Origin of the sequence: Dellaglioa carnosa (assembly GCF_026948345.1) — a bacterium.
Lineage (GTDB): Bacteria > Bacillota > Bacilli > Lactobacillales > Lactobacillaceae > Dellaglioa > Dellaglioa algida.
Genome location: NZ_JANXLI010000001.1, coordinates 64560 through 88117, shown reverse-complemented (window position 1 = coordinate 88117; position 23558 = coordinate 64560). Strand labels below are relative to the sequence as shown.

Below are 23558 nucleotides of genomic sequence, written 5' to 3'. Positions count from 1 at the left end.
TCCTTTTTTTGCTTAGTAATTTTTAAGAACGCGTTGAATTTGACGTTCTTGATCACGACGTTTAATTGTTTCGCGTTTATCATAATCGTTCTTACCTTTTGCAACACCTATTAACACCTTAGCAAACCCATTTTTAATGTAGACCTTCAAAGGGACAATTGTGACACCCTTATTCTTAGTTGCTTCATCAAATTGAGCAATTTGCTTCTTATGCAATAGCAGCTTACGATTTCGAAGTGGATCGTGATTGAACTGATTACCTTGATCATATGTTGAAATATGAACATTCATCAACCAAGCTTCGCCATTTCTAATTTGCGCAAATCCATCTTTTAAATTAATACGGCTATCTCTAACAGATTTAATTTCGGTTCCCGTTAAAACGACACCGGCCTCAACCGTATTATCGATGTTATAACTATGTCTGGCTTTTTTATTTTGAGCTAAGGGTTTATCAAAAGATGACTTTTCTTTTCGCAATCTTAATCCCCCCTGATATTATTTTTGGCGTGTATTATTTTTTCTTGGTGCGTTATTTTTGTTAGCGGATTTGTAGAATGGTTTCTTGCCATTACTACTACTTCCAGTAGCTGGTTTACCATTGCGGTTATACGGTTTCTTATCTCCTGGACGACCATTACTTGGGCGTTTGAAGTTACCACCCTTACCTCTTAAATCAGAAGTAGGTGTATTTTGTGGATTAACGATTTCAAAATCAATCGCACTTTGTTCAATATCAACTTTAGCGACTTTTACTTCGATTGGTTGACCAATTCTGAAAGTTCTCTTCGTTCGCTTACCTACTAATGCCATATGCATATCTAAATATTCATAGTAATCATCTTTCATATTACTAATATGCACAAGGCCTTCAACAGTATTTGGTAATGAAACGAAGACACCAAATTTCATTACTGAACTGACAACACCTTCAAAGGTTTCACCAACATGATCAGCCATATATTCAGCTTTTTTCATTGCATCAGTGTCACGTTCAGCGTCGATTGCACGGCGTTCCATTTGTGAAGCATGCGTTGTAATTTCAGGTAATTGTTCAGCATATTTCTCTTTTTGAGTATCCCCAACACCATTTTCTTCATAGAAACGAATTAAACGGTGAACCATCAAATCAGGGTAACGTCTAATTGGTGATGTGAAATGCGTGTAATCAGTAGCAGCCAAACCGAAATGACCCAATGATTCATCTGTATATTTAGCTTGTTGCATGCTTCTCAACAACATAACAGAAACCATTGATTCTTCAGGTTTACCAGCAACTTCCTTCAAAACGCCTTGTAACATTTTAGGTGTAACATTCTTGCTATCACCCTTAACCACGATACCAAAACTTGTCAATGTTTCAAAGAAACGCATTACTTTTTCATTTTTAGGTGTTTCATGGATACGGTAAACAAAAGGTACTTTTAATTTATCGTAATGTGCTGCAACTGTCTCGTTAGCAGCCAACATGAATGACTCAACCATACGTTCACTCGTACCACGTGTTCTAATTTGGATATCAATTGGATGTCCAGATTCGTCAACAATGATTTTAGATTCATTATCATCAAAACTAATAGCACCACGTTTTTTACGCATTTTTTCAAGAATTTTGTGTAACTCGCCCATTGTTTCAAACATGGGAACTAATTCTTCATATTTAGCTTTTGTTTTTTCATCATTTGATTCAAGAATCTTGTTAATTGCTTTATACGTCATACGTTCTGTTGTTTTAATCACACTTTGGAAAATCTTGTGGCTAACCACATAACCTTCTGGCGTAATTTCCATTTCACAACTCATAGCAAGACGTTCAACTTTTGGATTCAGTGAACAAATACCATTTGATAATTTATGTGGCAACATTGGAATCACGCGGTCAGTTAAATAAACACTCGTACCACGTTCATAAGCTTCACGATCAAGTGGTGTACCTGGTTGAACATAATGTGAAACATCGGCAATATGAACACCTAAATGGTAGTTTCCATTGTCTAATTTCCAAGCTGTAACAGCATCATCTAAATCTTTAGAATCAATACTATCAATTGTAACCAGTTTTTGATCAGTTAAATCAACACGACCAATTTTTTCTTCTGGTAAAACAACTTCTGGTGTTGCTTCAGCTTGTGCCATAACATCTTCAGGAAATTCACTAGGAATATCATGTTGATAGACCACTTGTAAAATATCCATACCTGGATCGTCTTTATTACCCACAACTTCTTTAACCAATGTTTCGATAACTAATGGTTTTTCACTCGTTGGGTAGGCCGTAATATCCGCTGTAACAACTTCACCGGCAACTGGGTGTAATCCAACTCCTGTAACTAATAAGTTGTAACGTTGGAGTTTTTTGTTTTTAACCACTAAATGACCGATTGCGCCTTGGTTTTCAAGGTCAGATGGTTCAACTTCGAATTCACCAACAATTGAAGTCACATTATGTTCAACAATTTTGTTAACTTTACCTTCTGGTCCACGTTCATCCCCAGGTTTAGCTGGACTTGTAATTTCAATTTCAACGCTATCACCATTCAAAGCTGACATTGTTTGCGTTGGGTTAACGAAAACGTCAGGTTGTTCGGGATCAATTGTCACGAAACCAAAACCACGATCATTGGCATGGAAAACCCCAACTAATTGTGGTGTTTGAAGCGCAATTTGAAATTTACCTTCCGAGGTAATTTTCACTTCGCGTTTACGTTCCATTTCAGCAAGTGTTTTAACGAGTTCCTTGAATGAGTCTTGTCCCTCTAATTTAAGGGCAGTCGTCAATTCTTCAACACTAAATGATTCATTTTCTTTAATTTTTAATTCTTTTAATATAAGTTCTTGCATCTTTTTATCCATGTATACCTCATTTTCATTTCCTTATTGGAATTACTATCATTTTATGATTAACTTGTTTTTGAATTTAAAGAAAAGCCTCCTGCTGCAACAACTATTTGCACAAGAGGCTTTGGTTAATTATTTTGAGGCTAAATATACAAGACCTAATGCTAGACCGAAAAATAAAATGCCTAAAACAAAGGTTACTTTTTGCATAAATGCTTCGAATCCACGCGGTTTTTGTTTACTAAATAAATCGTCAGCACCACCACCAGATAAGGCACCTGATGCGTTATTTGTTTTTGCAGGTTGCATCATAACAGCGATAATCATTAAAACTGAAACGATGACAATTGAAATTGTTAGTATGTTAGTCAAATCATTTACCTCCTTACCCCAATTGGATAATCTATATCTATACTAATTTAGCACAGATTGCATTAATTTTCCACCGTTATTATTTTATTAAAGCGATTCAAATCCGGATAAAGCGTCCATTTCCGTCCGAAGATTTGCTCTATTTTGATGTTCAGTTAGAAGAACTAGTGTGTCCCCTGCTTTCAAAATAGTTTCACCATGCGGAATTAATTGTTTCTCACCACGTCTCACCGTGATTAATAAGCTATTTTCGGGCCAATCTAATTCTAAAACTTTTTTATTTTCCAATTTTGATCCAGCGAAAATGGGCGTTTCAAGGCGGTCTTTTTTACCACCCAAATCGATCTCATTTTGCCCAATTAATTTCTTAAGTAATGAATCGTAAATTGGCGCGCCACCTAAAACATCCACGACCACAAAGGAAACTAACGAAATAATTGCTAGTGGCATTAAATGGTGTAAACTTCCTACCATTTCCGTGATTAATAAGATTGCCGTAAAAGGTGCCTTACCAATTCCCGCAAAATAACCAGCCATCCCAAATATAATAAAATCGGTTAAGTATTTAGCTGGTAAGATTCCCAATACCGTCATGCTTGTCGCATAAGTAGCACCAATAATCGCACCCAAAGTTAGAATAGGCAGAAAAATACCACCTGGTAACCCTGACCCATAGGATATCATTGAAAAGATAAATCTTAAAAGAAAGAGTCCTAATAAGACTGTTAAGGCCTTACTGTCAACCAAACTTAAAATTATTGTATTACCGCCACCCAAGGTTTGAGGTAAATAAAGTCCGATTGGAATCACCAAGATAAAAGGCACGATTGAACGATAAAAAACAGGAATTTTATGTAATATATTATATAAATCGGTCGCACGCAGTAACACGACCTGGTATAGGTAGCCTAGAAGTCCCAAAACAAGGCCGAGAACAATCAAATGGCCATATTGTGGTAAGGCTAAGGTTTGAATATTAATCATTTGTAACGCGGGTTTTAGACCGAAGAAATGTAACGAAATATAATTGGCTGAAATTGAGCTTGCCAAAGCCGTCGTCCAAATTAAAGGAGAAAAATTATGGTAGACTTCCTCCAAAATAAATAAGGTGCTCGCGATTGGCGCATTAAAAGCCGCAGATAACCCAGCAGCGCCACCACCAGCAATTAAGATTCGACGTTCTGATTCCGTATGTTTGGTCATCTCAGCGAACCCTTGACCAACGGCTGCACCTAACTGAATAGATGGGCCTTCTCGACCAAGGAACAAACCGGAACCAATCCCTAGCGCACCACCAATGAACTTGCGCCATAGAACAGACCACCAGTGCATTTCAAGATTTCCCGCAAGTTGGCCCTCTACTTGTGGAATGCCGGATCCCATAATATTCGGTTCCTGTTTCATCAATGTTCCAATCCCTAGTGCCATGAGAAAACTCAGAAAAACCATCGGTATCAAAAGCCACATATTTTGATTAATCAGATGATAAAAATAAATAAATAATTTAAAAATATAAATAATTGCTAGTCGAAACAAACTGACAACGACTCCTGTAATTAACCCAATCGCCAATCCTCTTAAAATAAAAATAAGATTAGTCAGATTTAAACGTTCCCTAATACCCGATTTAACCATGAATTCACAATACCTCTTCTTTATGTTTCTCGTATTTTATACAATCCCATTAGCCACAAAAGGAACTATCCTACTCAGATAGTTCCTTTAAAATGCGATACTTTTAGCCATGATACATGAAACTCATTGCGATTAATCCCCAACCCAAGTTCTTTTTAAACATCCCGGTTGTCGATATTTCCATATAGAGTTTACCAACACCGCTACTTAATTTTTCTTTATGCTTCAAACGAACCATCGCAAGTCGCCGCAACTGAGTAGCTAAATCAATCTCAGCCCTTTCGAAGTCCCCATTTTTTGCAACTTTATTTTTAAATTCAATTAATAATGCGCGTTCATCATTCGCCGTTTCTTCATTTAAAATTAAATCGTACACTCGTGAAGTTAATGCTTCTTCTGCTTTGATACGGTCTGCCTTTTTCATCCGCCGACACATCCTTAATCATAGTTTAGATGCCTGATATCTAATTCATAAATTATACATCTATAAATATTTACATACAACGTCCCCAAACAAAAAAGGGTTCACCTAATCAAATTAGGTGAACCCTTTAAATCATTAACGCTTAATTCATAAAGAATTATTTGTTGATGATTGTGTCGCGAGCATCTGAACTCAAGTTGTAGAATGAGTGGATACCTTTGTATTCAGCTGTTTCTTCTAAGTTATCTTCAATTCTCATTAATTGGTTGTACTTAGCGATACGATCAACACGGCTCAATGAACCAGTCTTGATTTGGCCAGCATTAGTTGCAACAACTAAGTCAGCGATAGTTGTATCTTCAGTTTCACCTGAACGATGAGAAACGATAGCTGTGTAACCAGCTTCTTTAGCCATTTCGATAGCTTCCATTGTTTCTGTAAGCGTACCAATTTGGTTAACTTTGATAAGGATTGAGTTTGAAACGCCCATTTCGATACCTTTTTTAAGGTAGTCAGTGTTTGTAACAAATAAATCATCCCCAACTAATTGAACTTTAGCGCCCAATTTAGCTGTCATCATCTTCCAGCCTTCCCAATCGTTTTCATCCAAGCCATCTTCAATTGAGATAACTGGGTATTTGTCAACGATTGCTTCAAGGAATGCTACCATTTCTTCTGAAGTGTAATCTTTACCATTTTCGCCTTCATATTGTAATCTATATTTGCCAGTTTCAGCATTGTAGAATTCTGATGAAGCAGCATCAAATGCGATAGCAATATCTTTACCAGGTTTGTAACCGGCACGTTCGATTGCTTCGATTAAGATTTCAAATGGTTCTTCGTTGTTTTTAAGATCAGGAGCGAAACCACCCTCATCACCAACAGCAGTAGAGTAGCCTTTTTCAGCTAAAATCTTTTGTAAGTTATGGAATGTTTCTGAACCCATACGTACAGCTTCTTTGATAGAAGGTGCGCCAACAGGCATGATCATGAATTCTTGGAAATCAACACTGTTGTTAGCATGTGATCCACCATTGATAACGTTCATCATAGGAGTTGGAAGGACATGTGCGTTAAATCCGCCTAAGTAACTGTATAAAGGAACTTCTAATTCATCAGCAGCAGCACGAGCAGCAGCAATTGAAACACCTAAAATAGCGTTAGCGCCCAATTTGCCTTTGTTTGGTGTACCATCTAATGCGATCATAGCTTTATCAATACCAACTTGATCAGTAACATCGAATCCAACAATTTCTTTAACGATAATGTTGTTTACGTTGTCAACAGCTTTAGTAACACCTAAGCCCATGTAACGAGATTTGTCGCCATCACGTAATTCAACAGCTTCATGTTCACCTGTTGAAGCACCTGAAGGAACAATTCCGCGGCCCATTGCGCCGTCTTCTGTGTAAACTTCAACTTCAACAGTTGGGTTACCGCGTGAATCTAGAACTTCGCGTGCATAAATATCTGTAATCATTGACATAAATTTGTACTCTCCTTTAAAAACGTTTTTTGGCTTGGGATTTAACACCCTTACCTTCATTTTAATAGTTTACTCGTTCATTTTCAATCTTTTTAACAGTTTAAAAGCGAATTATGCTTTGAAGTTTACAAGGTCTAAGTATGAAGCAGGTTCCATACTTGCGCCACCAACTAAACCACCATCAATATCGTCTTTACCCATTAATTCTACGACGTTACCAGGTTTAACTGAACCACCGTATTGGATACGAACTTTATCAGCAACTGTTTGGTCATACAATTTAGCAACTGTTCTACGAACAACAGCACAGATTTCTTGTGCTTGGTCAGAAGTAGCTGTTTCACCAGTACCGATAGCCCAGATTGGTTCGTATGCGATAACAGCAAGACTAACTTGTTCAACAGATAAGCCTCTTAATGCAGCAGAAACTTGTCCTTCAACCCATGATTCTGCTTCGCCAGCTTGACGTTGTTCTAACGTTTCGCCACAGCAGATAATAGGAACCATGCCATTGTTGAAAACAGCATGCGCTTTTTTGTTGATATCATCATCAGTTTCGCCGAAGTATTCGCGACGTTCTGAATGACCAATAACAACGTAATCAACACCCATTTCAGAAAGAACTTTTGGTGAAGTTTCGCCAGTAAATGCGCCTTCGTTTTCGAAGTATGCATTTTCAGCAGCAACTTTTAAGTCAGTTCCTTTAGCAGCGTCAAGTAATGCTTGTAAATCAACTGCAGGAGCAGCAATAACAGATTCAACATCCTTGAAACTTGGTAATTTACCTTTAAGACCTGCTACAAATTCAACAGTTTCTTTAGGGTTTTTGTTCATTTTCCAGTTACCAGCAATAATTGGTTTACGCAAAATAATAACTTCCTTTCGTTAATAGACAGTTTCCTACAATAATTTAATTAAAAATTATTTTGTTGTGATAGCAGCGATACCTGGTAAAGTTTTACCTTCAAGGTATTCAAGTGAAGCGCCACCACCAGTAGAAATATGAGTTAATTGATCAGCAACACCTAATTGTTGAACAGCAGCAGTAGAATCACCACCACCAACAATTGTTGTAGCGTCTGATAAAGTACCCAAGAATTTACCGATTTCAAGTGTTCCGTTAGCATAGTTGCTCATTTCGAAAACACCCATTGGTCCGTTCCATACAACTGTTTTAGCATCTTTTAAAACATCTTTAAATTCTGCAACAGATTTAGGTCCGATATCTAAAGCCATGTAACCGTCAGGAATGTCACCATCAACAGTTTTATGTTCAACATCGTTATCAAATTTTTCAGCAATGATTGAGTCAACTGGTAAAACTAATTTGTCGCCAGCTTCTTCAATGATTTGTTTAGCTAAATCAATTTTGTCAGTTTCAACTAATGATGAACCAATCTTCATACCTTTAGCAGCGTAGAAAGTATAAGTCATACCACCACCAACGATAACTTTGTCAGCTTTTTTAAGTAAATGAGAAATAACACCAATCTTATCTGAAACTTTTGCGCCACCTAAGATAGCAACAAATGGACGTTTAGGTTCGTCAACAGCTTCGCCTAAGAATTTGATTTCTTTTTCCATTAAGAATCCAGCAGCAGCTTGTTCCATGTTGCTTGAGATTCCTACGTTAGAAGCATGTGCACGATGAGCTGTACCGAAAGCATCATTGACGAATAAATCGCCAAGTGAAGCCCAGTATTTACCTAATTCAGGATCGTTCTTGCTTTCTTTTTTACCATCTAAATCTTCAAAACGTGTGTTTTCCATTACTAAAACATCGCCGTCTTTCATTGCTGCAATTGCGTCTTCTAATTGAGGACCACGTGTAGCAGGAACAAAAGTAACGGGTTTGTTTAATAAGTTAGATAAACGTTCTGCGATTGGACGTAATGATAAATCTTTTTTGTCATCTTCAGTTTTGATACGGCCAAGATGAGAAAGAAGAATAGCTTTTCCGCCATTTTCAGTTACGTATTTGATTGTTGGTAATGCAGCAACGATACGGTTATCGTTACCAATCACACCATTTTTGATAGGAACATTAAAATCAACACGAATTAAAACTTTTTTGTCAGTTACATCTAAATCTGAAACGATTAATTTAGCCATTGAAATAGCCTCCTGTGTAATTTTGATTAAATAAAAAGGCAGAGGGAGTATTGCCTCCCTCCGCCTAAGCATAGTTACTATGCGGTTAAAAAAGTTTAACTAGATTATGCTTCTAAGCTAGCAAATTTTTCTAATGTACGAATCATTTGTGCTGTAAAGCCAGATTCGTTATCGTACCAAGCAACAGTTTTAACCAATTGGTTAGAACCAGTACCAGTTACTTCTGTTTGTGTAGGATCAAAGATTGAACCGTAAGTTGAACCAATGATATCTGAAGAAACGATTTCATCAGCATTGTAACCGAATGATTCGTTGTTTTCAGTTCTTGCTTTGATAGCAGCATTTACTTGGTCTACAGTAAGATCGTTAGTATCTAAAACTGTAACCAATTCTGTTAATGAACCAGTAATAACTGGAACACGTTGTGCATGGCCATTCAATTTACCAACAAGATCAGGGATTACCATACCGATAGCTTTAGCAGCACCAGTAGAATGAGGAATTGTGTTACCAGCAGCAGCACGTGCAGCACGAACATTTCCACCACGATCAGGACCATCTTGTAATTTTTGTGTAGCTGTGTATGCATGAACTGTTGTCATTGTACCAACTTGGATACCAAAGGCATCGTTTACAGCGCCAGCAAGTGGTGCTAAACAGTTAGTAGTACATGAACCAGCAGAAGCAATCTTAGTATCTGAAGTTAAAACGTCTTCGTTTACACCGTAAACGATAGTAGGCATTTTACCAGCAGGAGCTGAGATTAATACACGTTTTGCGCCAGCTTTAATATGAGCTGAAGCTTTTTCTTCTGATGCGTAAAAACCAGTTGATTCTAATACGATATCAACATTATCGTTTTTAACCCAAGGAATATTTGATGCATCTGCTTCTGCATATACAGGAATTTCCTTACCGTTAACAACAATACCATTGTCTGTTGCGCTAACTTCTGCGTCGAAGTTACCATGGGCTGTATCATATTTTAATAAATGAGCCAACATTGATGGAGAAGTTAAATCGTTGATTGCTACAACTTCAATACTATCTGAAACTTCAGCAATACGACGGAAAGCTAAACGACCAATACGACCAAAACCGTTAATACCAACTTTTACTGACATACTTAAATTTCCTCCTTTAGGAAAATGAAGATTTATTTATTTTAAAAAGCGTGTTTACACACTACTTTTTTAAAATCGAGTTTGCAGCACCCTCATCCGTGATTAACCACGTCTGTTTAGGTGCAAGTTGTTTCATGTATGCCACAATTGCTTCGGCTTTTGAATGACCACCGGCAACTGCCACGATACATTTTATATGCGTGAGATCCTCTATTTGTAAACCGATACGAGGAATCTTATAAACGACCTTGCCTTGAGCATCAAAGAAATATCCGAATGCCTCACCTACGGCTTTGTCATCTTTCAACATGTTTATTATACCACTAGACATGTCTCGACGCTTAGCCATATGCATTGCTTCTCCAATACTGTGAATAACAGCATTGCTTTCCTTGATTAAGCTCAAAACTTCTTGAATACTCGGCTCTTCAAGAAGAGGTTCGTACGTTCTCTCACTTAATTGTTCGGGTACATACAGGGCTCTGTGATTCCCTCCTGTTTGTAATGCCATTTTACCACTAATTGAGTTGGCTTGTATATCAACTGACTCGCCGACACCACCTCTGGCTGGTAGAAAAGTTAAATCGCGTTTGATGGACAGGCGTGTTGTTAATTGATCTGCCACTTGGGCCATCGTTGTCCCACCCATTACCGCAATTAAATTCTTACCTTCAGGCAATAAGAGCGCTAACTTTGCAGCTACACTCTTACCCATTGCGTCTAAGACTTTAGGCTGTTCATCAGAATCCCCTGATACAATCAAACAATTCTCAATACCTAAAATCCGACTAAGTTCTTGTTCATCTTGTCGAACACCAACCAAATTATCCACTACTTTTTCAAGGCCGTGTAGAACTGATATGCCTTGGTCCGTTAACATCATTCCTGATGTACCGACGACAATAAGTTCCTGCTTTCGCAAAAAATCCGTCTCGGTTCTCATAACGCGTTCGCTAAGATTTAAGGTTGTTGCCAACGTTCTTCGACCAACGGGCATCATCCACTCTACCTGTCTTAAAACAAAATATCGCTGTTTTAAAACTTTGATCATGTCTGGTGCAATCGCGTCGATCCATTCTAATTCTTGATGCATCTTGCACCTGCTCTCTTGTGGGGCATAAAATGTCCCGCAGTGTCGCATTATGACCCATCAATCTCAAAAAAACAAAGCACGATAACATTCTGCGTTAATCAAAGTGTCTTCATACCTTTATTACAAGACAAATTATAGCAGTTTATTTTATGCTTTGCAAGCACTTCAACCGACTATCTGCTTTGTTAGCAATTGCCGTTTGATATGCCAGATAAGGGTCATAATGTTCCTAATCCTTGTAGCGTTTTCTCGCCGATGACGATGGAACGTTCAGGTTTTCACGATATTTTGCAACTGTTCGTCTCGAAATATCGATGTTTTGTTTCATTAATTGTAAAACTATTTTTTGATCCGATAAAGGTTTCATCTTATCTTCAGCATCAATCAATTCTTGCATCGTTAACATAATCGCTTTTGATGATAATGCCTCAGCGTTTTTCTTGTTTTTATTTGCAACTTGTCCAAAGAATGATTTTAATTCATAAACACCAAACTCAGTCTCAATGTATTTATCATTAACCGTTCGGCTTATGGTTGATTCATGAACGTCCAAGGCAGCTGCGACTTCTCTTAAAAGTAGCGGTTTAATTGGTTTTGTATTATCAGCAAAGAAAGCAGCCTGATATTTCAGAATATATTGACCAACTTTTAAAATTGTATCCCCACGTTGTCTTAATCCATTAATTAACCATTCGTATTCGCGCTTTTTATCAGCCAAATACTTAGTTACCTCAGGATCGTTGCCTTTTGACATATCATCAAAATATTTTTGTTGGAATACAATTTCAGGCTGTGCCCCGCGAACCTTAAATAAGGTTAGTTCGTCATTAATATTTTTTAAAACAAGATCCGGATATATTTTACCAATTCTAGGTGTTCCAAAGCCAGCACCCGGATTAGGTGATAATGTTCTAACAAAATCAGATATTTCTTGGATATCAGAAATGTTAACGCCATATTCACGTGCGATATGCTGCCACTTACGATCAACAAAGTCATTAAAGTTATCCTTAATAACAACGTAGGCCAACTCAGGCGCTGAACTGTCCAAATCAATCTGCAACATAATATTTTCTTGTAAGTTTCGAGCACCAACACCAGGCGGATCAAGACGCTGAATCAAGGTTAACGCATCCAATAACATAATTGGTGGAATTCCTGATTCTTCTGCCAAATCTTCCAAGTTAGCACTAAAATAACCCGTTTGTTCAACATAGTCAACAAGATAGAGAACAACTTTTCTCAGCGGCGTTTGACGCATCGTTAAGTAGATTTGATCTAACAGGTAATCTAACAATGATTGTGCTTCATCAGAGCTAACTGAGTTCATGTAATCATTGTCACCATCTGTCGTTAAAGAGACTTTATATTGAGACTCCCCAGCTTGAATGATTTGGTTATCGTCAACCGTTTCAATTAAAGGGTTTTCCATGACTTTATCGTTAATGAATTGTTGTAAATCTTCTATATTATATTGCAACATTTTAATTGACTGTTGTAATTCTGGCGTCATTGCCAATTTCTGGATTTGTGATTGTTGCTGTTTAAACTTCTGTTCAAATGCCATTTTATTCTCAACCTCCACTTTCGCTGCTTGTTTTTCTCGCCTAATTCAGATAAACTATTAGATGTACTGCGCCGTTGGTGTAATGGATAGCACGTAAGATTCCGGTTCTTGAGCTGAGGGTTCGACTCCCTCATGGCGCATCATAATTGACATTAATCAATTCACGTCCATCGTGAGTTGATTTTTTATTTAAAGTAAGCCATCGCGATGATATGTAGTTCATCCTCTATTCCTTATTATATAGTAATTGCATGCGTTTACACAACAAATTGAATACGAAAGAGTTATTTATATATCACAGCCTACTAAAATAACCTATTGTATGATTTTTAAAATAAAAAAATGGCCTTCTTCGTATTTCTACGAAGAAGGCCATTTTAATTTAACCAGAACTCACTTATTTTGACCATTTGCGTTTGAACCACATACCTGATCCCATGACCGCTAAAATAATTAAGCCTATCACTGATAAACCTGATTCTTTTACGTCATTGGTCTGAGGTAATCGAGATTGTGATGTTACGTTATTATTCGAAACAGGCGTTTTACCGTCTGGCGGTGTTGTTGGGTTGGTTGTTCCCGGACCTGGCATGCTGCCAACAAACTCAATTCCAACTTCACTCGTGTAACTAGCCGCTTTTACGGGTTGACCGAATGTACTAAAACCGACAGATAACCCTAAAAGACTAACTATTAGAGCACTCATTAGTTTTTTTCTCATATCAATACCTCGTCTGTTTTGACTACTTATCTTCTTTGTCATCTGTTTGCATTTCTGCCATAATCTGACGTTTTGCTTCTTCGATGGCATCTTCTTTATCTTTTTTGTTGCGACGACGTGCTAGGAACCAAATGATGAATAACACTAGGAGGATCAATAAGACCCCTGCCAAGATATACCACATCGTGTAATCATGTTCCAAGTTAACCGCTTTTTTGTTTAATTTATCTGCCGCTGCACCATCAATTGTGAAGTTTTCGTTCCATTTCCACTTATTCGCACCGGAAGTTGCCGTCATTTCTAAACGGTATTTACCGGGGGCAAAGGGTTGGTTATTCCAAAAAATGCCATAATTGAAGTTCGTATTAGGTGCCAGTGTCATGTTTGAAGTGGTTGAGGCAAAGAGCACTTTGCTACCATTTCTCGAATAAACTTTACCATCAACTTTCAAGTTACGGATTGGTGTCGTTGTTGGGTTTTGTAAGTTTACTTTTAACGTATTACGAAAGTTAACTGATCCAGGTTCAATGCCTAGCAGCTTCATATCGGGTTTAACAACACTTTCTGTTTCAGTTAAGGTCGTCCCGATGACAAAGGCGTAACGGTTTTTAATCTGAACGTTACTTTTCGATTTTGATTCACTATCTTTATCAATTTTTTCGTAAAAGTACAACCCACCATCAATTTCACCATCATATTGCTTGGCTGGCATCGTGATATGGAAAGTATGAACGACACTCTTCTTTGCGGGTACCGTCACTTCCGTATCCGATTTAACAATCGAAGAAAGCGGATTGGTCATTGTCTTATCCAGCTTAGGTTTCACCTGACTATATTCAACTACCCCGTTATCGTTAGTCATCGCCGAATTCGCTTCAGCCATAACAACAACGTCCTTGCTAGTTGCATTTTTTAACGTGACAGTTATATCTTGTTTTTGATTAGGCTTCATCTTCAAATTGAAAAATGTTTGACGTTTATCAATTTGATTTTTCGGAATATTCGCGGTTACCGCAAAGTTCATTTCAGCAGCTTGTGCTCGTTGAACGTGCCCTCCACCAAATAAGACCAACCCTGTCACAAATGCCATAATGATACCAACTGTTTTTTTCAATGTAAAAATCCTCTTTCCTCTCAATTTGCCTCTATGGGGCAGCAATCAATGTCCATGTTAATGTTGATGTATATGTCTCGCCTACTACTTTCTCAGAATAACCAGGCACAGTTAGTTTTACAGATTGGTTACCTTTAGAATCCGGACTAAGAGGCGACATGTTACCCATCGCTAACGTCCATGTTCCCGCAGGTTTATCCGAAACCCCATCGGTGACGACAACTGAAAAATCACGATTATTACCCAATAGCTTTGTCCTATTAGGAGAAATGGTTGACCCCACAATTGTATTATGACCTTCTATATTATCCAATAATAATGAGGCACCTTTAAGTACGCCACCGTTCGCACCGGTAAATGGAGTATTACGAACGTTTAATTGCCAGTTACCAGTTGTATTATTGGTTATCTGGGCGTAATTGGGCACATCACGGTAGCTTCCTAGACCAGTCGTTACCCAGCCACCCGTAACTGGGTCTCGGTGCCCAGACAAATCGGCCACCTTATCAAAAGCAGCAAAATAAGTCTCGGAGGTTCCTGAAATCTCGTGTGAACCAAAATGTAAGTCAGATATATAATCCATTCTGAGATCACCAGTGGTTGGCGTACCTGGGTTTAGAGGTTGTACCGGTTTTGATGGATCTAATGGATCAACTGGACCAGACTTTTCAAGCAGCGTTAGGTTAGCCGCCGTTGTTGCCGACTTCCCATCTGGCGCAACGGCCGCATTAGCTACTGAATTTCCCATTATTGAAACCGCAAAAAGGGGGACAATGGCTAATGCTAGTCGAATATTCTTATTTAAGCGCATTGTGTTCACCTGTCCCTTTCTGTGTTTTATAGTGGTGTGTCCGACAACGTCCATGTAATTACAGATGTATATTTTTCTTTCAATTTGGCTGTTGCACCAGGTACTTCTAATGTTGCCTTAGTAACAGGTAGCGTATTAACTCCCATACCAGTACCATCAATTGCGTTCATCACTTTGACGACTTGTCCTGATCCATCTAAAGCCACTTCAGCCTCTGGTACAGCCGCATATTTAGGATCATTACCATTAGTAGCTTTATCGTTTGTAAAAGTTAGTTTCGCGCCATCTAAAGCCTTCGTACCTGTAAATTGAGTATTAGAAGCTTGTAACTTCCAACCCACATTCGATCCACGGTTATCATCAACTTGAATACTATCAACTGTAGTTAAATCGTATTTTTCCGTTGAACCGCTAATCATATGATCTCCAAAATCAACGCTTGGTGCTTTAACTAAATCAAGGGCTCCACCAGGATTAGTCGTGTTTTCTATAAAGCTAACGTCGCCCTTTGTTTCCTTTGTAATATCGGCAGCATGAACTGCTGGTGCGACTGTTGAGAATAATGTTACGGCTAAAAGCGCCGTTGTTGCGATTACTGTTTTTTTCATTGTAATTTCCCCTTTTCTTTTAAACCTAAAATAAAATCTCGATTACATACCTGCGTCTGTTAATGTCCATGTCAAGTCAGTTTTGTAAGTGGTATTAGCCGTTTTGGCCGTTTTACCAGGGACCTCTAACGAAACTGCTTTCATTGAGGTGTCTGTTGCTGATCCATCTGTATATTTACCAAATGAATCAGTCCAAGTTCCCATACCCTGACCTTTTCCAGCTTTTACAACGTCAACGTCGCTACCAACAGTGGCCGTAACCACGCCATTATTTAAAGCTGTTGGTGTTGTCGTGCCATCCATATTAGTAGAATTAAAAATTTGCCCCGACATTTTTAATACTGCACCATCTAAATCAGCCTTTCCATTGTTAAACTGGCTATTTTGGGTAACTGAAAGTTTCCAACCAATATTTGTTCCACGATTATCAGTTATCTGAAGGTAGTTAGCACGTTCGCTTACTTTACCAGTGCTGTCTTTTACCTTAATTGGTTGAGCGTAGTACGTTTCCGTATTACCAGAAACCTTATTATCCAGCTTAAAATCAAGGTTAGAAATGTAGTCAATTGATAAAGGACCAGCTGTACCCGGGTCAACCGGATCAACCGGATCAACTGGATCAACTGGATTTGTTGGGTCAACTGGATCCGTTGGATCTGTTGGGTCAACACTATCCACGAAACCTACTTGACCTTTCTCAGTATAATTCTGTGTATTATCCGCACTTACAGTTGGTGCTGCTACTAAACCTAATGTTGTTAAAACAATTGCACTTGTTACAATTTTAGTCGTTTTCATTTTAATTTCCCCTTTTGGTTATCCCCGAGTTATGTTCCAATTAAAAGTTGATTTAATTTTATAAACCAACGTCAGATAATGTCCATGTTAAATCTGTCGTGTATGAACCAACATTTTTTGCTGAGTTACCGGGCACTTCTAATGAAACTGATTTTGAAGCCGTGTCTTTAGTACCAAACGAATCAGTCCAAGTTCCCATTCCTTGGTCTTTAACAGCCGTTAATACTTTAACAGCTGATCCCGGTGTCATGGTCATAGTTGCATTATCGATAGCTGGAATGTTTGAAGGATTATTTAAGTCCATATTTTTAGAATTTAACGTTTGATTCGTCATTTGTAACTTAGCACCGTCTAAATCAGCCTTACCATCATTAAATTGTGCACCCTGTGTGACTGTAAGATACCAACCAATATTTGAACCACGTTTATCTGTAACTTGTAAATAGTTAGCACGTTGTACCTTATTACCGCCATTGTCAGTTGCTTCAATTGGATTAGCGTAGTAAGTTTTATCGTCACCAGATATTTTATTATCTGATTTAAAATCAAAGTTAGAAACATAATCAATTGATAAAGGTCCAGCTGTACCAGGAGCACCTGGATCCGTTGGATCAATTGGATTCGTTGGGTCTGTTGGATCAATTGGTTTTGTTGGGTCTTTATCCTCAATAAATCCAATTTTACCCGTTGATGTAGTTTTCTCTGTATTGTCTGCCGCATGTACAGCCGGCGCTACAGCTAAACCTAATGTTGATAAAACAATTGCGCTTGTTAGAATTTTAGTTGTTTTCATTTTAATTTCCCCTTTTTAGTTAATAACCGTCTTTTATTGTTTAAATCTTATAGTCCAGAATCTGTTAATGTCCATGTAATATCTGATACATATTTTTCTGCTACTTTTTTGCTATCCCCAGGGACAGCTAATTGAACAGATTTTTTAGCTTTTTCAGCGTCTTTAGTTGCATTACCAAAGGCTTCAGCCCAAGTACCAGAACCTTCCCCATCTTTAGCTTGCATAACTAATTTATCACCTGAGTTAGCAGAAATATCAACACTACTTGTTACGGTTGATGGTGCTGGTTTCGCTGCATTGTTATCACCATTACGTGTTTCAGGATTTGATAATGTGATAACCGTTCCATCTAACGTTTTGTTTGTTACCTCGCTTGTGAAAGCTTTTGATTGTTGAACCGAAAGTTTCCAACCTGAGACACTCCCACGGTTATCTGAAACTTGTAGGTAGTTAGCAACATCTTTTTTAGTTCCGGCAACGGGATCAATCGTCGTCACTTTAACTAGTTCAGAATCGTAAACTGCATTATTACCAGTTACTTTTTGTTTACCAAAGTTAAAGTTAGAGACGTAATCAATTGATAATGGACCTTTTGTTCCGGGATTTACTGGATCTGTTGGATCAACCGTTCCAGGATCTGTTGGATCAACTGTTCCTGGGCCCGTTGAACCGTCATTTTTTATCATTTCAATTTTACCGTGTGACGTATAAGCCTGTGTTTCTGCTGCATGTGCAGTTGTTACGACGGCCCCTGCCATCCCTGCTCCAAGTAATGCACCTAATAATAATTTGTTAGTGTTTTTCATTATATATACCCCCGTATATGTTTTATTTATAAATTAGTATCCGTCAAAGTCCAAGTTAATTCAGACTTATAAGAACCTGCTACTTTTTTTGATTCAGCCGGAACAAATAATGAAATGCTTTTTTTAGCTGATGCATTATCTTTACCAAAACGCTCCGACCAGGTTCCAACACCACTATCAGCCTTAGCCGTCATAACTGAAACGGCTTGTCCATCAGGTTTAATTTCCGCCTGATTAGCTGGTGTTGGTTGATGAGCGTTAGTGCCACTCATCGTTCCATTCATTAATGCAATAACAGTGCCATCCAATTGGTTCTTACCATTCATAAATGGTTTAGCCTGCGCAACCGTCATTTTCCAACCGGCATTAGATCCCCGGTTATCTGTGACCTGAACGAAATTCGGATAGTCACCTACCTTACCGTTCTTATCAACTAACTGGTCGAGTTGTGCGTAGTAAACACTATCTTTACCCGAAATTTGTTGCTGACTAAATTGTATATTTGACACATAATCAATTGATAATGGTCCCTGTGTCCCCGGGTTAACGGGTCTAACTGGTTTTAACGGATCCGTTGGGTCTGTTGGATTAACTGGTGGTGTAACGACAGTGCTTCCTACAAACTCAACAGTTGCTTGCGATTGATAACCTACCGTATTAGCCGAAACCTGTAGTGCAGTGAACCCGATGGGCGCCACACTACCTAAAAGAATCCCCATAATTATATTTCTTTTTAACATTCTATCCCCTCCCCTCATGAGATTTTGATGTTTTTATAATATTAGCAAAATGCTAACGATTAACGTTTGTTAAACAAGGTTTATGGCGCATCGGTCAGCGTCCATGTTATTTCCCCTGTGTATTTCCCTGCTTTAAGCGAAGTGTTGTTACCATTAAGGTTCGCAATAATCCCCTGTTTAGCATCCCAAGTAACATCTTGAGTTGCTGCCGTCTTACCCGATCCGACAATAACACTGACTTTAGATTCAGCACCAGTCGCAACCATCCATCCTTTAGCTTTACTGGTTTTCAAAATCCAATCATTTAACTTTGTACCACCCGCTAATATTGGAAAATCCGCCACTTTCGCGGAAAAACTCTTTGCATAAACCGCAGAGGTTGTATCAATGACTGTGTCATCATCTTTTACGTTGACAGAATACTAGGAACGTTCACAACTTCTTTAGGCGAATTCGTTACATCCGTTAGCGTCATATCTTGAATATAAAAACCAGGAATCTTATTATCAAGCGGTTTACTAGATGGATGTATTATATTATTAGTTTAATTCATTAAACATTGCTGAAAATAAGGTTACACGTTATTCAACCCCATCGTCCCCTTCAACAATTTAATCATTATCTTTGAATCTGTTTTCGTCTGACTAATTTTAACAAGTCACAGTATACACAAAAATTGAATTAATGCGACACCTATTTTTTTGTTCTTTTCAATATTATTGATAATATCACAGTAATCGTTTTCATTTTCCATAATATTAATCTTTTAATTTATTTAAAATCCAGCTATATCATCGCTTATACCGCGTTAATCATTTCTGTGCCATCCGCGTCGGTAATATATCTTAAATATATTTTAAAAACTTTTTATCATAAAATTCTCATATTGTTAACGGGATTGACCAACAGATCAGAAAAACATCATTCTTATATTACTATTCTTTATTTGTTTGACCTACTTATCATCATTCTAGCCATACTCGAGAGATAAATAAACTCTTTTGAGCTAACCCATCGCTTCTCAATACCTCACTTATACGATCAGATTTTAACGTTAAATCTACTGGTAAATAAAGATTTCGCAAATTTTCTGAAGTTTCATTGGCTCTTATGTTTATTTTCCTCATCTCCCCTATATAGTTTTTTTAAACTTTGGTAATAAGTCATTCACAGCAAAAGAAACCAATAACAAACTTATTCGTCTTTTTTTACTTATTTTTTGTCATGAAATCTGCAAACAAATAATATCACGACCCTATTTTCTTTTCAAATAAGGCGCTCATAATGCGTCCCGTCGGGTATTTTTATGCATTTACGTGACCCATATACACTTTTTTTGCATACTTTAATCATTTCTACATCACATCCTATTCGGATTCTTTCATTTTGCCTTTTCTAACCGATAAGATGAACTAAAATAATGATAATCCATTAATCGGGACACATTTGACAATATTCCTTCCAAACTGTGCGAGAAAAACCAAACATCTTTAACTTAATCAGAATACTTTCTGTATTAAACAAAAAATCTGTTGTCGGTAATATATTTCCCTATCATCAAAACAACAGATTCTATTAGTCACTTAAATAATAAGTTTGCGAAATTTTTCTTCAAACAAGTGATTTAGTTATTCCTACGGTGGCGTATTATCATTGGCTAACCAAAATTTATGGTGCACTTGTCAGTGTCCAAGTGATTTCCCCCGCATACGTTCCTGCTTTAAGTGAGGTATTGGAACCATCAAGGTTAGCGATAATCCCCCGTTCGGCATCCCAAGCGACATCTTGGGTTTCTTCTGTTTTACCTGATCCGACAATGGTACTACCACTATCTAGATCCATGATTGCATTGTCAGTATCAACGTATTTCAGAACGCCCTTCAAGGTGTCAGTCCCATTCGTTAATGGTTTAGAAACCGAGGCTGATAAATTCCAACCTTGTTTACCGGTATTAGAAATTGACACTTTAACCACATTATTATCTTGACGCTGCAACTTAAAGTTTTCCGAGCTATATGGTAACATAACTCCCGTTTGTGCCCCATAGCTCATATTTTTAGGCGCTGAGACAATCTTTAAGTCATTACCTGCAACGGTGATTGTTATTGTAATTTCTTTACCAGCTGCATTCGTAATGGTTGCTTTGTACGTACCGCTGCCGGACGCTGGCTTTAATTCTGTTGATTTAACGCTAACCGCAGAATCAGCACCAGTTGTGACCATCCAACCTTTGGCTCCACTATCCTTCAATATTTTTGCCTTCAATTCATCATCAGTTAATCCTGCAATATCCGTAGTCTTTACATCAAAATTATGCGCGTAAACTGCGGAAGTATCGTCAATAACCGTATCGTTATCTGTAACATTAACTGGTATCGCAATCTTAGCAACTTTGTTAGGACTAACAACTGTATCCGTTAAAAGCATGTCTTGAGTGTAGTGTCCCGCTTTCGAAGGATCAACATTTGACTTGTCAACTTTTAACGTATGTCCGGTCATATTAAGAATTTGGATATCTTTAATTAAATCATTTTCGACCGTCGAAACAGTCCCACCAACTTTAATATTTTGTGTGATTGGCGTTGCTCCCAATTTGATCACATTAAGCGTTAATTTCACGGGAGGGTCTTGCTCATGCTTCTTGTCATCAACAGCCGCAACTTTAAATTCATTTACGCCTGCATCCTTTTTTAGTTTGCTAGGATCAATTAGTACATCATTGTATTTAACGGATGTATTAACTCTCATCGTATTATACGTATTATCCGTTTCTGACGAAGTTGATTTATCTGGATACGTAATTTTAATATGACCTTTGGCACTGTCCTCATCTTTAACCGTACCGGTAATTTTAAGTCCAGTAGTCTGATCATCATAAACATTTGTTGCCAAAAGTGCCGCTGTCGCAACGGGCGCCACCCCAGGTTGAACTACGCCGTAAGTTAAATAAGCACCATTGGTAAGCGTCTCCCCGGGAGCTAACATTTTAGGATTAGCTTTAATTATAAATCCACTATTCGTGTCATTTACAGTTCCTGAAAGTTTCACCGCGGGGTTATGAATATCATAGATTCCAATATTACCTGCATCACCTTTGGGGTCCGACGCAGGATTAGCAGGAGTTGCTTCCATTCCGGTTCCAAGTGCCCCATTCAAGAAATAACCACCAATATCGCTCAGGTTATAAATCTGATTTGTTGTTACGCCACTCTTAGCATTAATATTCCCACCGGTATAATTCGTCCAACCACCCATGCGGTTACCATCAGGATCATCCAACTTAAATTTTAGAGTGTGATTTGAACCGACCAACTTAAATCCGGCATTGGCACCAAGGCTCATTATCGGAACCGTATCAGCGTCAACAAAAGTATCAACAGCCTCTACAGCACCAATTTCTCGACTAGTTGTAGCATTATTAGTGATACTAAAATAACTATAAAGGCCACCATCCGTATCATAAATTTCCATAAACGTATAACTTAATTTATATTTTGTATCATACATGGTTGCTTTAAATCCCGTTTTTTCTACGTTTTTATAAAGCTTATAATCAGTAACCTGTCCATTTTTTACTGCACTCTCAATCGTGGCAACATCAGTTCCCGCTTGAGGAACTAATCCATATCCACGATCTGCCGGAATTGCGCCATCTATTATAATACCGTATGATTTTTTTGGATTGAGATTAGTCCCATTGGTTGTTCCCGTATACGCCCAGTTAGTTGTTCTCGCACCAGTGTTATTCGTCATTGAATTAGGTTGGAACGGTTGTCTATTATTACCGCTACTATTCCCAAAATATAAAACAGGATCATTAGCCATACCTGTTTTTCCTGATGCTGAAACATATTCTGTGGTTGATTGAGCCGCATAATCTTTACTTTCGTCCCAATTCGCGCCAGAAGGATCCGTTGCAGGTCCAACATAAATGTCGGTAGGAACCGCTGTTTCCTTTTTACTAGTTGGCGCTTTTTTATTTTTAGTGGTTGTCTCTTTTTTTACTTCATATGTACCTTCGTTTTTCACATCAGAGACAGTTTTATCTTCCTTTTTAGCCGTTTCTTTATCGTTTACTGTGTAAGACGCCTCTTTTTCTTTTTGAACGCCGGCATCCGTTGTTATTTTTTCAAATCCTGTTTTTGGATCATTTGCCGTTTGCGATGAAACTGTTGAATCTTCACGTTCTACCGCGTTGACCACAGTTCCAGCGGGCACCATCCCCGCTAGAATAATTCCCGTCATTAATACCGTCGAAGCCCATCTTTTTTTACTACTATTATACTTTTTCATTATTTTCCCCCCAGAAATTGTTCCCTTACATGCTTAGATTCATTAGTTACATACCTCGAGCGTCACTCTAAGTGTAAAATAGCAATGTTTTAATCATTAACATTATACACAAAATTCATTTTTATGCGACATCTATTTTTTTTAATCCTTAATTTTTTTTGATAACCACCTCGTTTTCGGGTTTACATTATCTAAGATATATATCTTTAATTCTATCAATCCC

21 protein-coding genes and 1 tRNA gene are annotated in these 23558 nt (G+C 37.9%); 1 reads left to right on the top strand and 21 read right to left on the bottom strand.

The window, feature by feature from the left end:
• Nucleotides 1-12 precede the first annotated feature (12 nt).
• The 11 genes from smpB to rpoN all read right to left on the bottom strand — a co-directional run bounded on the left by smpB (nucleotide 13) and on the right by rpoN (nucleotide 12651).
• Complete coding sequence (gene smpB / locus N0K80_RS00395; RefSeq protein ID WP_057973728.1) at nucleotides 13-480, bottom strand: SsrA-binding protein SmpB; 468 nt, start codon at nucleotides 478-480, stop codon at nucleotides 13-15.
• Between the two features lie 18 nt (nucleotides 481-498).
• Complete coding sequence (rnr, locus tag N0K80_RS00390) at nucleotides 499-2853, bottom strand: ribonuclease R (protein ID WP_146342358.1); 2355 nt, start codon at nucleotides 2851-2853, stop codon at nucleotides 499-501.
• Nucleotides 2854-2970: 117 nt separating this feature from the next.
• The gene (secG, locus tag N0K80_RS00385) at nucleotides 2971-3210 is read right to left on the bottom strand and encodes a preprotein translocase subunit SecG (protein ID WP_112250333.1); all 240 of its coding nucleotides are present in this window, start codon (nucleotides 3208-3210) and stop codon (nucleotides 2971-2973) included.
• A gap of 87 nt (nucleotides 3211-3297) precedes the next feature.
• Complete coding sequence (locus N0K80_RS00380; RefSeq protein WP_269023433.1) at nucleotides 3298-4845, bottom strand: ClC family H(+)/Cl(-) exchange transporter; 1548 nt, start codon at nucleotides 4843-4845, stop codon at nucleotides 3298-3300.
• 103 nt (nucleotides 4846-4948) lie between these two features.
• Nucleotides 4949-5269 (bottom strand): bacteriocin immunity protein, encoded by a 321-nt coding sequence (locus N0K80_RS00375; protein ID WP_269023432.1) that lies wholly within the window; start codon nucleotides 5267-5269, stop codon nucleotides 4949-4951.
• 157 nt (nucleotides 5270-5426) lie between these two features.
• Nucleotides 5427-6755: a phosphopyruvate hydratase gene (gene eno, locus N0K80_RS00370; protein WP_057973724.1), complete on the bottom strand. Its 1329-nt coding sequence runs from the start codon at nucleotides 6753-6755 to the stop codon at nucleotides 5427-5429.
• Nucleotides 6756-6866: 111 nt separating this feature from the next.
• On the bottom strand, nucleotides 6867-7622 hold the full coding sequence (gene tpiA / locus N0K80_RS00365) for a triose-phosphate isomerase (RefSeq protein WP_057973723.1): 756 nt from the start codon (nucleotides 7620-7622) through the stop codon (nucleotides 6867-6869).
• Between the two features lie 54 nt (nucleotides 7623-7676).
• Entirely contained in the window at nucleotides 7677-8867 is a 1191-nt protein-coding gene (locus tag N0K80_RS00360) for a phosphoglycerate kinase (protein WP_112250339.1), read from the bottom strand.
• Nucleotides 8868-8971: 104 nt separating this feature from the next.
• A complete protein-coding gene (gap, locus tag N0K80_RS00355) occupies nucleotides 8972-9991 on the bottom strand; it encodes a type I glyceraldehyde-3-phosphate dehydrogenase (RefSeq protein WP_057973721.1) in 1020 nt (339 codons plus the stop codon).
• Between the two features lie 61 nt (nucleotides 9992-10052).
• Nucleotides 10053-11084 (bottom strand): sugar-binding transcriptional regulator, encoded by a 1032-nt coding sequence (locus tag N0K80_RS00350; protein WP_146342360.1) that lies wholly within the window; start codon nucleotides 11082-11084, stop codon nucleotides 10053-10055.
• Nucleotides 11085-11313: 229 nt separating this feature from the next.
• A complete protein-coding gene (gene rpoN, locus N0K80_RS00345) occupies nucleotides 11314-12651 on the bottom strand; it encodes an RNA polymerase factor sigma-54 (RefSeq protein WP_269023431.1) in 1338 nt (445 codons plus the stop codon).
• A gap of 68 nt (nucleotides 12652-12719) precedes the next feature.
• Between rpoN and N0K80_RS00340 the strand changes: the two genes are divergently transcribed.
• Nucleotides 12720-12791: transfer RNA gene (locus N0K80_RS00340), tRNA-Arg, on the top strand.
• 257 nt (nucleotides 12792-13048) lie between these two features.
• Here the strand turns inward: N0K80_RS00340 and N0K80_RS00335 are convergent.
• The 10 genes from N0K80_RS00335 to N0K80_RS00290 form a co-directional block, all read right to left on the bottom strand.
• Entirely contained in the window at nucleotides 13049-13372 is a 324-nt protein-coding gene (locus N0K80_RS00335) for an LPXTG cell wall anchor domain-containing protein (RefSeq protein WP_269023430.1), read from the bottom strand.
• Nucleotides 13373-13394: 22 nt separating this feature from the next.
• The gene (locus N0K80_RS00330) at nucleotides 13395-14486 is read right to left on the bottom strand and encodes a DUF916 and DUF3324 domain-containing protein (RefSeq protein WP_269023429.1); all 1092 of its coding nucleotides are present in this window, start codon (nucleotides 14484-14486) and stop codon (nucleotides 13395-13397) included.
• A 31-nt stretch (nucleotides 14487-14517) separates the two neighbouring features.
• Nucleotides 14518-15297 (bottom strand): WxL domain-containing protein, encoded by a 780-nt coding sequence (locus tag N0K80_RS00325; RefSeq protein ID WP_269023428.1) that lies wholly within the window; start codon nucleotides 15295-15297, stop codon nucleotides 14518-14520.
• A gap of 26 nt (nucleotides 15298-15323) precedes the next feature.
• Nucleotides 15324-15905 carry a WxL domain-containing protein gene (locus N0K80_RS00320; RefSeq protein ID WP_269023427.1) on the bottom strand — a complete coding sequence of 194 codons (582 nt, stop codon included), beginning with the start codon at nucleotides 15903-15905 and terminating at the stop codon, nucleotides 15324-15326.
• Between the two features lie 42 nt (nucleotides 15906-15947).
• Nucleotides 15948-16703, bottom strand: coding sequence for a WxL domain-containing protein (locus N0K80_RS00315; RefSeq protein WP_269023426.1), 756 nt, complete (start codon nucleotides 16701-16703; stop codon nucleotides 15948-15950).
• Nucleotides 16704-16761: 58 nt separating this feature from the next.
• Nucleotides 16762-17496: a WxL domain-containing protein gene (locus N0K80_RS00310; protein ID WP_269023425.1), complete on the bottom strand. Its 735-nt coding sequence runs from the start codon at nucleotides 17494-17496 to the stop codon at nucleotides 16762-16764.
• Between the two features lie 47 nt (nucleotides 17497-17543).
• Nucleotides 17544-18302: a WxL domain-containing protein gene (locus N0K80_RS00305; protein ID WP_269023424.1), complete on the bottom strand. Its 759-nt coding sequence runs from the start codon at nucleotides 18300-18302 to the stop codon at nucleotides 17544-17546.
• 26 nt (nucleotides 18303-18328) lie between these two features.
• Nucleotides 18329-19042, bottom strand: coding sequence for a WxL domain-containing protein (locus tag N0K80_RS00300; RefSeq protein ID WP_269023423.1), 714 nt, complete (start codon nucleotides 19040-19042; stop codon nucleotides 18329-18331).
• An 80-nt stretch (nucleotides 19043-19122) separates the two neighbouring features.
• Nucleotides 19123-19386, bottom strand: coding sequence for a hypothetical protein (locus N0K80_RS00295; protein WP_269023422.1), 264 nt, complete (start codon nucleotides 19384-19386; stop codon nucleotides 19123-19125).
• Nucleotides 19387-20710: 1324 nt separating this feature from the next.
• Entirely contained in the window at nucleotides 20711-23335 is a 2625-nt protein-coding gene (locus tag N0K80_RS00290) for a hypothetical protein (protein ID WP_269023421.1), read from the bottom strand.
• Between the last annotated feature and the right edge of the window lie 223 nt (nucleotides 23336-23558).

Coding starts and splice junctions, on each gene's coding strand:
- rnr (WP_146342358.1), bottom strand. CDS start 2,853: ATGGATAAAAAGATGCAAGAACTTATATTAAAAGAATTAAAAATTAAA.
- N0K80_RS00380 (WP_269023433.1), bottom strand. CDS start 4,845: ATGGTTAAATCGGGTATTAGGGAACGTTTAAATCTGACTAATCTTATT.
- N0K80_RS00375 (WP_269023432.1), bottom strand. CDS start 5,269: ATGAAAAAGGCAGACCGTATCAAAGCAGAAGAAGCATTAACTTCACGA.
- eno (WP_057973724.1), bottom strand. CDS start 6,755: ATGTCAATGATTACAGATATTTATGCACGCGAAGTTCTAGATTCACGC.
- N0K80_RS00360 (WP_112250339.1), bottom strand. CDS start 8,867: ATGGCTAAATTAATCGTTTCAGATTTAGATGTAACTGACAAAAAAGTT.
- gap (WP_057973721.1), bottom strand. CDS start 9,991: ATGTCAGTAAAAGTTGGTATTAACGGTTTTGGTCGTATTGGTCGTTTA.
- N0K80_RS00350 (WP_146342360.1), bottom strand. CDS start 11,084: ATGCATCAAGAATTAGAATGGATCGACGCGATTGCACCAGACATGATC.
- rpoN (WP_269023431.1), bottom strand. CDS start 12,651: ATGGCATTTGAACAGAAGTTTAAACAGCAACAATCACAAATCCAGAAA.
- N0K80_RS00335 (WP_269023430.1), bottom strand. CDS start 13,372: ATGAGAAAAAAACTAATGAGTGCTCTAATAGTTAGTCTTTTAGGGTTA.
- N0K80_RS00325 (WP_269023428.1), bottom strand. CDS start 15,297: ATGCGCTTAAATAAGAATATTCGACTAGCATTAGCCATTGTCCCCCTT.
- N0K80_RS00320 (WP_269023427.1), bottom strand. CDS start 15,905: ATGAAAAAAACAGTAATCGCAACAACGGCGCTTTTAGCCGTAACATTA.
- N0K80_RS00315 (WP_269023426.1), bottom strand. CDS start 16,703: ATGAAAACGACTAAAATTGTAACAAGTGCAATTGTTTTAACAACATTA.
- N0K80_RS00310 (WP_269023425.1), bottom strand. CDS start 17,496: ATGAAAACAACTAAAATTCTAACAAGCGCAATTGTTTTATCAACATTA.
- N0K80_RS00305 (WP_269023424.1), bottom strand. CDS start 18,302: ATGAAAAACACTAACAAATTATTATTAGGTGCATTACTTGGAGCAGGG.
- N0K80_RS00300 (WP_269023423.1), bottom strand. CDS start 19,042: ATGTTAAAAAGAAATATAATTATGGGGATTCTTTTAGGTAGTGTGGCG.
- N0K80_RS00290 (WP_269023421.1), bottom strand. CDS start 23,335: ATGAAAAAGTATAATAGTAGTAAAAAAAGATGGGCTTCGACGGTATTA.